The sequence below is a fragment of the Flavobacterium oncorhynchi genome (genome assembly GCF_002217355.1).
In the GTDB taxonomy this organism is placed as follows: domain Bacteria; phylum Bacteroidota; class Bacteroidia; order Flavobacteriales; family Flavobacteriaceae; genus Flavobacterium; species Flavobacterium oncorhynchi.
On record NZ_MUHA01000024.1, the window covers coordinates 1 to 16718 of the forward strand.

The window sequence follows — 16718 nt, forward strand, 5'->3', positions numbered from 1 at the left end:
TTAGCGTGCTTTGCGGTAAATTTTTCTTCTGCTCGAAAGAACATAAAACTTGAAACAAAAACTACTTCAATATCTGTGCAGCGTGTTCTTTTGTTTTTACTTTTTCTATCACTTCTTCAATAATTCCCCTTTCATTAATTACGAAGGTTGTTCTGTGAATTCCGTCATATTCTCTTCCCATGAACTTTTTTGGTCCCCAAACTCCAAATGCATTGATTACTGATTTGTCTTCATCTGCTAATAACGGAAAAGGAAATTCGTATTTATCTTTAAATTTCAATTGCGCTTTCTGACTATCAGCACTCACACCCAAAAGCTCATAATTATTCGCTTTAAAACGTTCAAAATTATCTCTCAAATCACAAGCTTCAGCCGTGCAACCAGGTGTGCTCGCTTTTGGATAAAAGAAAACTACTAATTTTTTTCCAGCATAATCTGCTAGTTTATGTGATTTTCCGTCTTGATCTATTCCTGAAAAATTTGGTGCATTGTCGCCGGCTCTTAGTGTTGTCATATCTTTTTATTTAAAATTTTAGATTTCAGATTATTGATTAAACAAAGATAATCACAAGTCTTAACTCATAACTTATAATTCATTATTTTTACGTCTTTAAAAATAAGGAAATGAATAAAGAAGCTCGCGTGCAATTTGTTATAAACACTTTAAAAGAACTCTACCCTACCATACCTGTACCGCTTGATCATAAAGATCCTTATACACTGCTAATTGCTGTGTTACTTTCAGCACAATGTACCGATGTTCGCGTTAATCAAATTACTCCTCTTTTGTTTGCAAAAGCTGACAATCCATATGATATGGTGAAAATGTCTGTAGAAGAAATTAAAGAAATTATTCGACCATGCGGTTTATCTCCAATGAAATCTAAAGGAATTCATGGTTTGTCTGAAATTTTAATTGAAAAACACAATGGCGAAGTGCCGCAAAGTTTTGAAGCATTAGAGGAACTACCAGCTGTTGGTCATAAAACAGCAAGTGTTGTAATGTCTCAAGCTTTTGGAGTTCCTGCTTTTCCTGTAGATACTCATATACATAGATTGATGTACAGGTGGAATCTTTCGAATGGAAAAAATGTTACGCAAACTGAAAAAGATGCTAAACGATTGTTTCCTAAAGAAATATGGAATGATCTACACCTGCAGATTATTTGGTATGGACGCGAATACTCACCTGCACGAGGCTGGAGTTTAGAGAAAGATATTATCACAAGAACAGTTGGAAAAAAATCTATTATTGAAGAAATGACAAAAGTGACGAAATAGAAAAAGGCACAAAGTTTAAAACCTTTGTGCCTTTTTTATCTTTATTCTTTAATCATTAAAATTTACATACCACCTTTTAAGGCATTATATTCTTTTGTCATATCAAGTGATCTGTAAACTCCCAAAAGTGTTTTTGTAGCTTCTGAATTTTTTGGTTCAATGGCAAGTACTTTCTTCAAATACGGAATCGCACTGCGGGTTACATCATCTTTTACTGCACTCAATTTATCATATTTCTTCATTTCTGCCGGCGTTGTTCCTAAAGATGAAATTTCATCGGCTAAATCTTTTTTCTGCTGCAATTTTAAGTACGCTAAATTTATATAAGCATCAATATAATTTGGATTCAACTCCAGAACATAATTATAAATCATTTCTGCTTTAGCATACTCTTTCTTTTCTAGATAAGAATAAGCTAGATTATTATTAATCTCAATCTTTTTTGAAGGAACCGATTCTGTTCTTGGCTTTTCGTAAACTCCTTGCTGAATAGCAGCTTCTCGGGCTTTTGGCGAAACAAACATATCTTCTTCTTTTGTTTTCTTGTTTGTTGCATAGTACAAAACTCCTTTTCCTGAAAAATTGATTTTTTTGAGCTGCTCATAATATCGTATCGCTGAATCAAAATCTCTGGCATTTACAGATGAAGATGCGGCATTAAATAAGTTCAGTGTATCTTTTTTATCAAACAAATAAACTTTATAACTTTTCTCTGCGCTTTCTTTAAATTTACCCGCATTAAAATCTGTCATTGCTCCATTAACCAAATTAGATTTCATCTCTTTTAGCGCCAAATTTGCTTTAACAGTAAATTTAAATTTACCTGATTCATTTTCGTATAAAAATACATCTTGATAAGCTTGTGATGCCAATGTAAAATTACTGGCCGCATCAATGTTTTTTCCAGCTAAATCTTTTAATACATTTCCTTTTAAAAAGTAATAATCAGATTTATCCTCATCAGAAGCATTGAGTATAAGATATTCTGTTTTATTCAAAATTGTTAAAGCTTCTTGACTTTTTCCTTTCTCATACAAGGACTGCGCTTCTTTAATTTTATCTTTTTGAGCAAATGCTCCAATTGTTACCAATAGTAAAGTTGATAACAGGATTAGTTTTTTTTTCATTTTTGGTTAGTTTTGGTTGGTTGTTAAATAGACTTAATGGCTGTTTATAAAAAGAATAAGCATCAAAAAAAAAGACGCCAAAACTTTTATTTAATATACTCTGGTACGCATATTAAAAAACAAAAAACTCTTTTTCCATCAAAAAAATAGTAGAAACCAATAATGATCTCTTCTATTATCTATCTGACTTACAACAAACAAAACAATGAAGCGTAATTTTTTTCCATAGATTATCGGTGATTTGGGTTAAACGTTTTTTCTTAAATATTAACATTTATATCTAAAAACGAGCTTCTACACTTTAATAATAAAAACTTCATGTTTTAATAATATAAATGAAATAAATAATACTTTTTAACTAAACTAAAATTAAATCTCGAACAAATAAAGAAAACCTGATTAAAATATGAAAATTTAACAATACAGAATAAAACTATACAAAAAATCTGATATTGTTTGTGAAGCAAAAAAGACTAAGGTTACTTTTTTTGCCATTTAAAATTTAAATTCATCAGACTGATGAGATCAATTACCAGGGAGTTTAATAAAATAAAAAACTCACTATCTGTATTTAAATACAAATAGTGAGCTTTCAACCAAAACGACCATTTGGTTTTCTTTCGAAATAAACATCCGACTGGGCAAGCGGGCTGTTTAATTTGCTATAATTTCAAAACTTTTATTTTCAATTTTCACAACAGTTAAAGCTTGTGAATAATTCAACAAAAAAGAAACTACTTCTTTTTTAGGTTTTAAATCTTTAGCAGCTGCTGCTTTTTTTGAGTAAATTTTCGCCATACCAATAAAATGTTTTATACTAGTATAACGAGCTTATATTCAAAATAGTATTAGTTGGTCAAAATAATTTGATGTTTATCGATAATTTTTCTCAAATTCATCAATGCATAACGCATTCTTCCTAATGCAGTATTAATACTCACATCTGTTAACTCCGAGATTTCTTTAAAACTCATATCCTGATACATTCTCATTACCAAAACTTCTTTTTGATCGTCTGGCAGCTCTTCGATTAATCTTTTTAAATCTACTTCAACCTGATCTAAAATCATTTTGTTTTCGATGTTTAGCGAATCATCAGACATGATTGAGAAAATCGAAAATTCTTCGGTTTCTCTATACATTGGCATTTTTTTGGTTTTACGAAAATGATCCACAATTAAGTTGTGTGATATACGCATAACCCAAGGCAAAAACTTACCTTCTTCATTATATGAATTGCTTTTTAAAGTTTTGATAACTTTAATAAATGTGTCTTGAAAAATATCGTTTGAAATATCTCTATCAGCAATCTTCGAATATATAAAACCATATATCTTAGATTCGTGTCTTTTTATCAATGTCGCAAGAGCACCTTCGTTGCCTTCGACATAATTTTTCACTAATAGAGCGTCTGGAATATGCAGATCAGCCATAATACTTACTTTTTTAGGTTCTATAATTTTGGAGTAAATTCTCTAAAAAGTAATTTTATTGTATAGGCGTATCTTTTTTATAATGTTAATATTGTGACCAAATTTAACAAATTATTATTTTAAAAAGCAAACAAATGCAATAATAATTAACATTTAACCGTTAAGTTTTTTAACACATCGTTCTGTTTTGTTTTAAATCATTAAAAAAAATGGAAATTTTAGTAAGTACAACGCTTTTCAAAAACAAGCGTAAATAACTTACATTTAAACATTTATACTATTCAAATCTGCATTATTTATAAATTTCGCGGTCAGTTTTTTTATTGATATACTCTTACGTAATCTATATAAAACTTTTGCGGAAAAATGGCATCGTCTACTTCTGGTCCTCCAAAATTTCCTCCAACTGCCAAATTCAAAATAATATAAAATGGCTTATCAAAAGGCCAGGTATCTTCGTTTTTTATAGAAGGATTAAAGGTATATACTAAAGTTTTGTCTACAAAAAATTCAATTTTATCTTTATCCCACTCAATAGCATACACATGATAACCTTCTTCAATATTTAAAACTTCAGTTCTTTTAGTGTTGATTGTATTCCCGTGACTGTCTTGTGTATGAAGTGTCGTGTAAATCATGTGAGGATCTTTGCCCACATATTCCAGAATATCAATTTCACCGCTTTTTGGCCATTGCACCTCGTCAATATTAGCGCCAAGCATCCAGAAAGCAGGCCATATACCTTGTCCTACGGGCAATTTTGCTCTTGCTTCTATCTTGCCGTATTTAAACTCTTTCTTACCTTTAGTTGTAATTTTTGTCGAAGTATATTTATTTCCTTCTTTTCTGGCTTCGATTACCAAATTGCCGTCTTTTATTTCATGATTAATTTTGGTATAAATCTGCCTTTCATTATTACCAAAACCACACGAATTCGGGCAGCCGTCGCCAAGTTCAAAATTCCAAAACTTTTCATTTATCTCTTTCTTATTGAAGTTTTCTTCCCACACTAATTTCCTTTTTGCTTCTTGTGCGTACGAAAAACTATAAATGAGTATCAATAGGACTATTTTATTCATAACTATTACTTTAGAAATTATTAAAACAGTTCTAAAATAGAATATTTTATAAACACTAACCGTTTTTTAATCAAAAACTTTGAGATAAGAAATTGGAGCTAACAATGTGATTCTGTTAAAATTTGGAACAATATCCTTAACTAAACTCAATTCAAAATTGATTACTTTTGTAAAAATTGACATTTTTTATGCAAATCGATCTTTCTACACTCGACCCAAAACAAAATATTATAATAAAAGGAGCACAAGTACATAATTTAAAAAATGTAGATGTTGCTATTCCGCGAAATAAACTTGTTGTAATTACAGGTCTTTCAGGATCAGGAAAATCAAGTTTAGCATTTGATACTTTATATGCCGAAGGACAACGTCGTTATGTAGAAAGTTTATCTTCATACGCACGTCAGTTTTTGGGGCGTTTAGACAAACCTAAAGTAGAATACATTAAAGGTATTGCGCCTGCAATTGCAATTGAGCAAAAAGTGAATACCACAAATGCTCGTTCTACAGTAGGAACTTCAACAGAAATCTACGATTATATTAAACTTTTGTTTGCCAGAATCGGGCGCACTTATTCTCCTATTTCTGGTCAGGAGGTTAAAAAAAATACTGTTTCTGATGTGGTCTCTGATGTAAAAACATTGGAAATCGATAGTAAATGGCTCCTTCTTGCTCCTATTCATCTTGAAGAAGGACGACAGCTCGAAGATAAACTTAAAGTGTTATTACAACAAGGTTTTGCTCGTATTCTGGTCGAAAATGAAATGGTGCGTTTAGATGAATTTTCTACAGAAAACCTACATCAATTAGACAACAAAGATATTTTATTAATTATTGATCGTATTGTTGTAAAGGAAGAGGAAGAATTTTACAACCGTCTTGCTGATGCTGTTCAAACTGCTTTTTTTGAAGGAAAAGGAATTTGTTATCTGCAAGAATTGGGTTCAGATAAACGATTTTCTTATTCTAATAATTTCGAATTAGACGGTATTACTTTTCTTGAACCAAATGTTCACTTATTCAGCTTTAATAACCCGTATGGAGCCTGTCCTGTTTGTGAGGGTTATGGAAATATAATTGGCATTGATGCCGATTTGGTTGTTCCTAATACTTCACTGTCTATTTTTGAAAGTGCTATTTATCCTTGGCGAGGCGAAAGTATGAGCTGGTACAAAGATGAATTAGTAAAACATGCCTATAAATTTGATTTCCCAATTCACAAACCTTATTTTGAACTTTCTGATAATCAAAAAGACTTAATTTGGACAGGAAATCAATATTTTCAAGGTCTAAACAGTTTTTTTAAAGAACTTGAAGAGAAAAATTATAAGATACAAAATCGTGTAATGCTGTCGCGCTACCGCGGAAAAACGAAATGCCACGCTTGTCGCGGAAAACGCCTTCGCGAAGAAGCTTCATATGTAAAAATCAACGAAAAAACAGTTTCAGATTTAGTTGATTTACCAATAAAGCATTTAGTTACTTTTTTCAAAAATATCGACTTAAATACTTACGAGCAGCAAATTGCCAAACGTTTGATGGTCGAAATCAATAATCGTTTATCGTTTTTAACTGAAGTTGGTTTAGATTATCTTACCTTAAACCGAAACTCTTCAACACTTTCGGGAGGAGAATCACAGCGTATTAATCTAGCCACTTCATTAGGAAGCAGCTTGGTTGGCTCTATGTATATTCTAGATGAACCTAGTATTGGATTACACCCAAAAGATTCTGAAAGATTAATTAAGGTTTTGCTTTCGCTTCGTGATTTAGGCAACACTGTAATTGTGGTAGAACACGATGAAGATATTATGAAAGCGGCTGATATGATTATTGATATTGGTCCTGAAGCTGGAACTTTTGGAGGGAAATTAGTTGCTCAGGGAACTTATGAAGAAATCCTAAAATCAGATTCGCTTACTTCTAAGTATTTAAATGGAGATTTAGAGATTTCAGTTCCTCAAAGAAGAAGAAAATTCAAAAACCATATTGATATTATTGGTGCAAGAGAGAATAACTTAAAAAATATTAATGTTACTTTTCCTTTAGATATTTTAACTGTGGTTACAGGAGTTTCAGGAAGTGGAAAAAGTACTTTGATTAAGAAAATCCTATTTCCTGCAATGCAGAAAAAACTGGAAAATGCTGCTGAAAAAGCAGGGCAGTTTAGTGAAATTAAAGGCTCTTTCTCGCAAATAAAACACATTGAATATGTAGATCAAAACCCGATTGGAAGAAGCTCTAGATCAAATCCTGTGACTTACATAAAGGCTTATGACGATATTCGTGATTTATATGCTAAAGAAAAATTATCAAAAATAAGAGGTTATCAGGCGAAACATTTCTCTTTTAATGTTGACGGCGGACGTTGTGAAACTTGCAAAGGAGAAGGCTCTATAAATGTTGAAATGGTATTTATGGCTGATGTTTCTCTGCCTTGTGAAACCTGCGGAGGAAAACGATTCAAAAAAGAAATCTTAGAGATTAATTTTGACGATAAAAACATCAACGATATTCTGACTATGACGATCGATGATGCTATTGCTTTTTTCGAAAAAAATAAACAGACAAAAATCACGCAAAAATTACAGCCTTTACAAGATGTTGGTTTAGGATATGTGCAATTAGGTCAATCATCCTCTACTCTTTCCGGTGGTGAAGCACAGCGTATCAAATTGGCCTCATTTTTAGTAAAAGGAGCTACAAAAGATAAAGCTCTATTTGTTTTTGATGAACCAACAACGGGACTTCATTTTCATGATATTAAAAAGCTTCTGGCATCATTTGATGCTTTGATAGAAAAAGGACATTCAATAATTGTGATTGAACATAATCTTGATTTAATAAAATGTGCAGACTGGATTATCGATTTGGGACCTGAAGGCGGAGAAAACGGTGGTCACTTATTGGCCGTAGGAACTCCCGAAGAAATTGTTAAAGTAAAAGAATCTGTTACAGGAATTTATTTGAAAGATAAACTGTAGTTTTCTATACTTCAAAAAAAGAAGCCATAAATTGTATCAGCTTATGATACTAATTTATGGCTTTGTTATTTTAAAATTAGGAACGTTTACGCCAGTAAACATTTTTCTTCAAAAGGAAAACCATCTTCATCGATGGCAACTAGTACTTTTTTTTGTTTTGAGGCCTCGATTGTAAGATACAGCCATGCAAATGACCATAATCCGAGGGTTAAACAAAAAATAATAAAATTCAAACCGTGGTTAACTGCTTTTCCGCCCTTTGAAAGAACTGCGAAAAGTAATTCATCATTTCTCTCTTCTAATACAAATCCGTTATGAACTTTGTTTGAAATCATATTCGAAAACACCTGTACACTTTGTTCCGGACTGAGCTGATTGTTTTTCATAATCCTTCATTTTGGTTTAGTCTGTATGCGAAATTTTCTAAATTCTCAACAATTCCCAATTAAGTACTGCATTCAAAAACAAACATCAGCAGAACCTTTTTATATTCTATTAAACCATTTAGTTTTTTTTCAATAAAATGGAACGTTAAAAATTTAACCTAAAATTATATTTTAAAATTAAAACTACAAAATAAACAACTGTTAAAATTGATTCTTTAAAACAGTATATCAATACATTAACAATAACTTAATCTTTATTTCTAATGTTAAATGATGAAGGTTTATAATCATTTTTTAAATAATTTTCTGGTATAGTGGTCATGTTACCGTCTCTTAAAGCACTATAATGCGGCGACATAATTTCGATTCCAGCTTCATTAAAAGAATCTTGAATATTTTGATGCAATGAAGAATAAATTAAAGGCTGTTTTGTAGGTTGTTTTGTATAAACGTTTATTTGATACGATACATAAAAGTCGTCTAAACTGGTCTGTAAAACAAAAGGCGGCGGTGTCTGTTCGATCATTTGTGTTTTTAGTGCAGCATCTATCAAAGCCTTATGGATATCTTTCCACGGAACATCATATCCAATGGTAACTGTTGTATGGATTAATAATCCATTATTAACCTGTTTTGTATTTGATGAATAATTGGTTGAAGTACTTGATAAAACTGTTGAATTTGGGATTGTTATATCTTCAAATTTAGGCGTTCTAATTCTGGTAACTAAAGCTGTTTTCTCGATTACTTCACCGCTTACATCTCCTATTTTTATAAAATCACCTATTTTAAACGGACGCATATACGTAATTACTAAACCTGCAACCATATTCGCAATTGCGTTTGAAGAACCTAATGAAAATAAAACCCCGACAAATACAGATACTCCTTTAAAAATTGGCGATTCTGAACCAGGCAAATACGGAAAAATAATAACTACCATAAAGGCAAGCAATAGAAATCTAACAATATTAAATGTAGGCATTGCCCAATCGTTGTAGAAACCGTCAATTTTAATATTCTCTTTTTTAATTTCTTCAAAAAAGAACTTAATCACTTTTATGGTATATCTAAAAATAACAACAATAACTATAATGGTGACTAAACTTGGCAGAAAATCAACAAACCCCATAACGGCTGATTTTGCAGGCGTAAGAATCCAACGCAGCAACGTTGTCGTGTAAGCTTCTGTAGCAGGAAAAATGCTAAACAACAGCGGAAGTGAAAGATAAACTATTAAAACAAGAATAATACCTTTTACAAAACTATACAACTGCATTCCGAGCGCCTGTTGCTTTTGAGGCGATAAAATTTTAATATTATTGTAATTAAAGCCTTTAAAATACTTGTCGCTGTTTTTTAGAATATAGAGTTTTACTCGGTTAAAAAGTTTACCAACAAAATATAATATACTGCCTATAATCAAAATCAATAAGGCTGTATACCCAAGTCTTTTTGGCAGCATCGAATAATTTTCATTTTGATAAATTACTGCTTTCTTTATTAAAGACAAATTGCGTTTTGCAATAAATTCTTGGGTTTGGTTTTCAGCTTTTGCATCGACGTCAAGAATTGACATAATAATAAAATCATCTTTATAAACTATGTCTTGAGAAATATCTGAAGGAATAATTACAAGTGAATCTGAATCAAAAAGTGAATCCTCATAAAGTTTTCTAATTTTTTCGGTAATCGCTTTCGCCCTGTTTTCGGCAGAAAAAGAACCCACTTTGTTATAAACAAAGAATAAAGTATCCTTAAAAGGATTTACTGGAAATTTTGCTTGTTTTAGTTCAACAGCAGCTTTTTTTGATACATCTAGACTATCTTTTTGAGCAAAAGCTAGAGATGAAAATAAAACAATGAAAATCGCTAAAAAACAAAGTAATTTCTTTTTCATAAATGTTAGCTGTAATTGGTCCTTTCTAACAAATATAAAAACAAAATAGATTCAAATTTAAATTACTTTACTGTTTCGCAATAAAATCGTATTAAATTTTAATTCCGATTTTTCTTAAAATGGTATCGATTACTTTATTAATATCTGGCGAAATATTAAATTTATAATTCAGATACACATATAAAATGGTTACCAAAATCGATTTCAAAGCAATACTAATCAATTGATAAAATGGAAACTCCCAGAAATAAAATAATAGAAACAACACAAAAGTTAATACCATTGATGAAATTGTCTCTTTTGTAAAAGGGTACAAATGAAGTTTCTTTACCACAAAAAGAAGTTTTGCTAAACTGTATAGAGTAATTGATAGTAAAGTTGCAAAAGCCGAACCGAATATTCCGAAAATTGGAATAAAAATCATGTTTAAAATGACAGTAAGAACAACTAACATTAAACCAAGATACAAAACCATTCGGTAGTATTTTGTATTAAAAATAATAGCATTATTGTTTCCTAAAATCAGGTCAAAATATTTTGATAAACCAATCATAAATACAACCGAAATTCCGCCGCTGTATTCTTTAGGCACCAATTCATAAAGCTGATTGATGTTGACAAAAATACACAGCATTACAAATCCACCTACCATTTGTAAATTGATAGAAGTCTTTTTATAAAGTATATTCAATTCATCATACTTATTTTCATGCATTAATTTTGCCGTTATCGGATAAACGATTTGATGCATCGCACGACTTGGTACAGAAATTACCAAAGCAATGTAAGTCGCCACAGAATAGAACGCAATATTCTCAATCTGCATATATTGGTTTAGCATCATCTTATCGCCATCTAAAAGCAAATTAGCAACGCTTCCTGATAAAATAATATAAAAGGTATATATTAATATTTCTCTTGTATTTGCTGGTATTGTAAACTGAAAAGTTGGTTTCTGAATGCTGAATGCATATAGCATAGTTATCAAGAATGCCAAAAAATACAAACCTGCTGTTGCGTACACAAAACCTTCTACGCTAAGCCAATCATAATAAACGCCTATTAATAGGAATAATGAAAATAATCGCAATCCAACTTCTTTTACAAAGTTTCCAAAAACGGAATGCATATTTACTCGCAGCCAAGCATAAAAAATTTCAAAATACGCCATACATAATCCTATAAATGGTATTAACCAGATATAACTTTTTACGATTGCATTCTTTTTTGACACGAAGAATAAAATCTCGTCATAAAAAACAAGGCCAATCAGTAAAATTGGTATTATTAACAAAAGGGGAAATAAAACAGTAAAAGATAAAAAACGAGATTTTTCCTCTTCGGTTTTATACTGCGAATAAAATTTTACTAATGTATTTTGCATTCCAATCGCAAACAAAGGCATGATAACATTTGCGCAAGATGTCACATAATTAGTTAAACCATAAAAGGTTGCTCCTAAAAAAACAGGATATAAATAAAGTGTATTAATGGCTCCAATTCCGAAACCTATATAGGTAATAATAGTATTTTTGAAAGACTGATTTAAGACAATACCCATTTTTTTGATTGCAGAGTTTAGATTGTAGAGTTTAGATTTTTGATTTTCTGCTCTCTTTTAATTTTGAAATTGTTGTTTTAACTAATTAACTGTGCTAATTGTTTGGTAAGGTTTTTTCTTGAATATTGCTGTAAACCAACACCATAAGATTGTAATTTTCCTTCCAAAAATTGATTATAAAAGTTCAAAATTACACTTTTTAGTTTCACTTTTTCAGAATAATCAAAAAATACTCCTGTATTAGTTTCTGTAATAATATCGGCAAAATCAGAACCTTGCGGACCAATCGCAATTATTGGTCGATTTGAGACCATGTATTCAAACAATTTTCCTGGTATAATACTTTTAGTATCCTCTGAATTTATTTCGATTAAAAGTAAAACCTGTGACTTTTTTTGATGCGCGATTGCTTCGTTATGCGAAACATATCCTAAAAGATTTAAATAATCATTCAGTTTAAATTCTTCGATAGAATCTAAAACTTCCTGACTTACGGCACCAATTAATTTAATTTCTAAATGGTTTTTAAAATCCGGAATTTCCTGAACCAGTTCAACAAGACATTCCCATAAAAACTTTGGGTTTCTCTCTGATAAAAATGAACCAATGTGCGCAAGAGTAAACTTCGTGTCGAGTGGTTCTTTCTCTACTTTTTCGAGATCATAACCATTTGTAATTACTGCTATTGGTTTATTGGTAATAACCTGAAATTCTGTTTTTGTAGTTTTACTCGTTACAATAATAGTGTCAGCCGTATTAAGAACTTTATGTTCTAAATTTTTATGCTTTTTTGCTGCATAATTTGACAAACGAAGTGATTTGTGATAGCCAATTGTTGTCCAAGGATCACGAAAATCTGCAAACCATTTTACATTTAGCTTTTCTTTTAATTCTAAACCAATTAAATGCAAACTATGTGGCGGTCCAGAAGTTACGATCGTATCAATATTATTTTCTTTAATATATTTTTCAAGATAAGAAACCGAAGGTTTTACCCAAAAAACACGCGCGTCTGGAATAAAAAGATTACCACGAACCCAAAGAAAAGTCTTGTCTAAAAATGTCTGCTTTTTTTTATGCGGAAAAATTCCCGAGCTTATCTTCTTCGTTTTATTTTTCGAAAAAATAGAAGCCAATTGATAAGGCTCCCAAATTTTATTTTTTAGTACAATTACTTTGTCAGATATTTCACTTACCAAACCTTCATCTACAATTGGATAAGTTGGATTCTCTGGAACATAAACAATAGGTTGAACATCAAATTCTGGAAGATACTTTACAAATTTCAACCAACGTTGTACTCCCGGTCCTCCTGCTGGTGGAAAATAGTACGTGATAATTAAGAGCTTCTTTTGTTCCAAGGAAAATTGTTTATTGTTTAAAAGTGTAAATATTTAGGCGTTATTAAGACATAACAATCATTTTAAGAGATTTTTACTCTAAATCGTCTATATCATTGTTTGTTTTTCCTAACTCTTCAATATCTATAAGATCTTTAGGTCTATTTGATGCTTTTTTAGCAATTATTAAACTATCGTAATCAATAAAATAAACTGGAGTTTCTCCTATCATTACAATTGTAGCATCATTTAATAATGAAGAAAAAGTTTTATCTTCTAATCCTTTTACAGCGGTCATAATATCTAATCTCAAACCGTAATTTAAACTAAAATCAGTCCAGCCAGGAATAAACTGCATCGTTTCAATAGTTTCAAAATCTCCTAAGTTAATTGACTTTAGAGCTTTTCTTAAATTAATTCGATTTTCAATAGTATCTTCTAAATAAATATCAATATCACCAGTACTTCTGTTATAGCCATAAATGTTTACAGCAAATCCTCCAATAGTTATATATTTAACTTTGTTTTCAAAAAAACTATTCCAGATAGCGATTATTTGCTCATTCATCGTTTTTTAGATTGAATTACTTTGGCTGTTCTCAAAGTGTAAGACACTTCGATAAGAACCATCAATCTCTCTAATCTTTGCAAGTAAGAAAGGGATCTAATTTCTGCTATCCTATTAGCTTCTAACTCTTTTGGAGTACCAAAACTTAACACACTTTTTTTCATTATTTAGTTTTTAAAACACGTTAGTAAAGGTACTAAATCATATGAAAACCAAATTTAAAAACAAACAAGAGTTTTAGTTTTCTGTTTTCTTACTTTTTCTTTCAAAATAAATCCCGCCAATTAAAAGCAACACCATTCCTATTGAACTAGCCAAGTTAATGACTCCTCCTGTTTTTACAACCTGAGGTTCAAACTTAAACTCAATAGTATGTTTTCCTGCAGGAACTTCCATAGCTCTTAAAACATAATCAACAGGAAAATGATCTGTTAATTGACCGTCAACATAAGCATTCCATCCATTTTTATAATACATTTCAGAAAAAACAGCCAAAGCATCGCCTTTACTGTCTGATTGGTATTTAATATAGTTTGGTTTATATTTTACCACTTTAATTGTTCCAGTTGTATCCCATTGTTTTTTCAATCGGGCATTTCTAAATTTACCTTCATGTTCACGTACATTGAATACTGCAACTTTTTTAGTATCGATATAATTCAAAGCTTTCATTACATCGTCTGGTTTATTAACCAATTTTACTGAACTTACAAACCAAGCATTTCCATTTGCATCAGGGTTTTGCGTTGGAATATCTTTACCCTCTTTATCGGTTTGAATAACATACTTAACATTTAACATATTAAGTATTTCCAAATTCATGTTTTTATTTTTATTCGCAATTTGGTAATCAAATAACTGTTGTATTCTTCTTGGTTTTGCAGCATGATAACCACCAATAGAATGATGAAAATAAGAAGCTCTTGCACTTGACATATTTCCGCTCATTTCAAAAACTCTATAATGTGTAGTATCCTTTAATATTTCAACATCTGAAGGTGTTTCTTGAAATGGAGCAGCAATTTGAACAGGGCTCACAAAATCTTTAGCCGAAACATATTTTTTATCCACAAAAAACAAATCAAAAATCATCAGCACAGCAACAATTATTAAAGCTGCAGTCTGAGAAAATTTATTTTTAATAAATAACCATAAAACTCCAAAAGTTACAATTATAAAAAATCCAGATCGAAGTAAATCTGCAGAATACAATGACATTCTATCTTCCTTCAAAGCATCAACAAAGGCTGGTCCGTAACTTTCTAAAAAGTATTGATCATTCATTCCTGTAAAGTGAAAAGAACTTTTTGCAATTACTAAAATAGCAATGATTCCTAATCCAAAAACGCCTGTCTGAATTAAAGCTTTTTGCTGTAGTTTTGGTTCTTCTTTAGCTTTAAAGAACGATTGTAATCCCATTACTGCAAGTACAGGGAAACATAATTCTAAAATTACTTGAATAGAAGATACTGCTCTAAACTTATCATACATCGGAACATAATCTATAAAAAAGTCGGTCAGAAAAGAAACGTTTTTTCCCCATGAAAGAACTAATGAAACCAATGCTCCTGAAAGAAATACGTATTTTATTTTTCTATCATCAATAAACAATGCTAAAACTGCCAAGAAAAAAACAACAACTCCAATATAAGCTGGTGCGGCAACAATAGGCTGGTCGCCCCAATATGTAGGCATTCCCGATACAAAATCTTCAGCTTGACTTGCCGGCACACCCTGCTCTATCATAAACGAATACATACGACTGTCAATACCAACATTTTCATGGTTTGAACCTCCAAAAAGTCTCGGCGCAATTAAATTAAAACTTTCTGCGATTCCGTAACTATATTCGGTAATATATTCTCTACTTAAAGCATTTTCGTTTGTTTTTTTAGTTCCGTCAGGATTAAAAGTTAATTCGCTGTTACTACGAGTACTAAATTTAGCATATTCGCTGGTAGCCATTAAATTAGCTGCATTAGCACCAATAGCAAAAATTCCAGCTACAGCCAGCGTACCTATTGCAATTAAAAGTGGTTTGTATTCTTTATTCTTTATAAAAGTAAAAGCAAAATAACCCGAAAGTATCAATAAGAAAATCAATAAATAATAGGTCATTTGAAAGTGATTCGCATTAACTTCTAATGCAACCGCAAACATGGTGAGCAGACCTCCCCAAATATACTTTTTTTGAAAAACGAGTATAAATCCAGCAATAACAAGAGGCATATATGCAATTGCATGCGCTTTTGCATTATGACCAACTCCAAGAATTATAATTAAATAGGTCGAAAAACCAAAGGCAAGTGCGCCGATAAAGGCTTTTAATGGATCTGTTTTTAAAACCAATAACAAACCATAAAACCCTAAAAAATATAGAAAAAGATAATCTGCAGGACGTGGTAAAAAACGCAAAAGATCGTCAATTTTACCAATAAAATCATTAGGATAATTTGCTCCTAACTGATAAGTAGGCATTCCGCCAAAAGCAGAGTTTGTCCAATAAGGTTCCGTGTGTTCAGCAGCCCTGAAATCATTCTGCTCTTTTGCCATTCCGGTATATTGAGCAATATCTGACTGAAAAATCTGTTTTCCTTGCAGAACAGGATAAAAATAAATTAATGATACAAGAATAAAACCCAGAATTACAAGGGCATGCGGATAGAACTTATTTACTATTTTCAATTTTGGCAGGTTTGGTTAAATGATGAATCCTATTTTTTAGGATACAAACTTAATCTATTTCTTCGTAATCAACATAGTCCCCAACCTTTTTGGTTTCGCGAGGATTTTTTGCATTAGCGGTATCGATGATTATCTCATCTTTTGTAGTGTTACGAGTTTGCTGCCAAGAATTATCTTGACTATATTGTTGTTGTCTCTGAAAATTTTCTCCTGCTTTTTCAACTGCTTTTTTTACCAATACTGGCAAAAAGATTCTAGCTAAAAATTTAAAAATATAATAAAATGCTATTATATAACATATAGCTTTTATTAAACCTGAAAAAGATGCTTCTTGCATAATTGTATAATTTTTGTCAAAATTAATAAATCCATTG

The 16718-nt window shown here is 31.1% G+C and carries 14 protein-coding genes; 2 read left to right on the plus strand and 12 right to left on the minus strand.

The genetic code is table 11. The features are described 5' to 3' along the window. Nucleotides 1–61: 61 nt before the first annotated feature. Nucleotides 62–514 (minus strand): thioredoxin-dependent thiol peroxidase, encoded by a 453-nt coding sequence (gene bcp / locus B0A75_RS14865; RefSeq protein ID WP_089055072.1) that lies wholly within the window; start codon nucleotides 512–514, stop codon nucleotides 62–64. Between the two features lie 110 nt (nucleotides 515–624). Here bcp and B0A75_RS14870 point away from each other — a divergent pair, with 110 nt between their 5' ends. Then, entirely contained in the window at nucleotides 625–1281 is a 657-nt protein-coding gene (locus B0A75_RS14870; protein WP_089055073.1) for an endonuclease III domain-containing protein, read from the plus strand. Between the two features lie 62 nt (nucleotides 1282–1343). Here B0A75_RS14870 and B0A75_RS14875 read toward each other — a convergent pair whose 3' ends face one another. The 4 genes from B0A75_RS14875 to B0A75_RS14885 all read right to left on the minus strand — a co-directional run bounded on the left by B0A75_RS14875 (nucleotide 1344) and on the right by B0A75_RS14885 (nucleotide 4920). After that, the gene (locus tag B0A75_RS14875; protein WP_089055074.1) at nucleotides 1344–2408 is read right to left on the minus strand and encodes a tetratricopeptide repeat protein; all 1065 of its coding nucleotides are present in this window, start codon (nucleotides 2406–2408) and stop codon (nucleotides 1344–1346) included. Between the two features lie 654 nt (nucleotides 2409–3062). Next, nucleotides 3063–3206: a hypothetical protein gene (locus B0A75_RS20530; RefSeq protein ID WP_164973677.1), complete on the minus strand. Its 144-nt coding sequence runs from the start codon at nucleotides 3204–3206 to the stop codon at nucleotides 3063–3065. Nucleotides 3207–3256: 50 nt separating this feature from the next. Further along, nucleotides 3257–3841, minus strand: a complete 585-nt coding sequence (locus B0A75_RS14880; RefSeq protein ID WP_089055075.1) for an RNA polymerase sigma factor — start codon at nucleotides 3839–3841, stop codon at nucleotides 3257–3259. 320 nt (nucleotides 3842–4161) lie between these two features. Beyond that, entirely contained in the window at nucleotides 4162–4920 is a 759-nt protein-coding gene (locus B0A75_RS14885) for a glycoside hydrolase family 16 protein (protein ID WP_089055076.1), read from the minus strand. Between the two features lie 188 nt (nucleotides 4921–5108). On the opposite strand from B0A75_RS14885, the gene uvrA reads away from it, so the two are divergent. Beyond that, nucleotides 5109–7904, plus strand: coding sequence for an excinuclease ABC subunit UvrA (gene uvrA, locus B0A75_RS14890; RefSeq protein ID WP_089055077.1), 2796 nt, complete (start codon nucleotides 5109–5111; stop codon nucleotides 7902–7904). A gap of 86 nt (nucleotides 7905–7990) precedes the next feature. Here the strand turns inward: uvrA and B0A75_RS14895 are convergent, their stop codons facing one another. From B0A75_RS14895 to B0A75_RS14925, 7 genes are all read right to left on the minus strand, one after another. Next, entirely contained in the window at nucleotides 7991–8290 is a 300-nt protein-coding gene (locus B0A75_RS14895; RefSeq protein ID WP_089055078.1) for a hypothetical protein, read from the minus strand. Nucleotides 8291–8537: 247 nt separating this feature from the next. Beyond that, nucleotides 8538–10190, minus strand: coding sequence for a mechanosensitive ion channel family protein (locus B0A75_RS14900; protein WP_089055079.1), 1653 nt, complete (start codon nucleotides 10188–10190; stop codon nucleotides 8538–8540). A gap of 91 nt (nucleotides 10191–10281) precedes the next feature. Continuing rightward, nucleotides 10282–11751 (minus strand): oligosaccharide flippase family protein, encoded by a 1470-nt coding sequence (locus B0A75_RS14905; RefSeq protein ID WP_089055080.1) that lies wholly within the window; start codon nucleotides 11749–11751, stop codon nucleotides 10282–10284. A 77-nt stretch (nucleotides 11752–11828) separates the two neighbouring features. Continuing rightward, a complete protein-coding gene (locus B0A75_RS14910) occupies nucleotides 11829–13112 on the minus strand; it encodes a glycosyltransferase family 4 protein (protein WP_089055081.1) in 1284 nt (427 codons plus the stop codon). Nucleotides 13113–13185: 73 nt separating this feature from the next. Continuing rightward, nucleotides 13186–13659, minus strand: coding sequence for a DUF6036 family nucleotidyltransferase (locus B0A75_RS14915; protein WP_089055082.1), 474 nt, complete (start codon nucleotides 13657–13659; stop codon nucleotides 13186–13188). A gap of 237 nt (nucleotides 13660–13896) precedes the next feature. Continuing rightward, entirely contained in the window at nucleotides 13897–16344 is a 2448-nt protein-coding gene (locus B0A75_RS14920) for a YfhO family protein (protein WP_089055083.1), read from the minus strand. A gap of 49 nt (nucleotides 16345–16393) precedes the next feature. After that, nucleotides 16394–16681: a DUF4834 family protein gene (locus B0A75_RS14925; RefSeq protein WP_089055084.1), complete on the minus strand. Its 288-nt coding sequence runs from the start codon at nucleotides 16679–16681 to the stop codon at nucleotides 16394–16396. Between the last annotated feature and the right edge of the window lie 37 nt (nucleotides 16682–16718).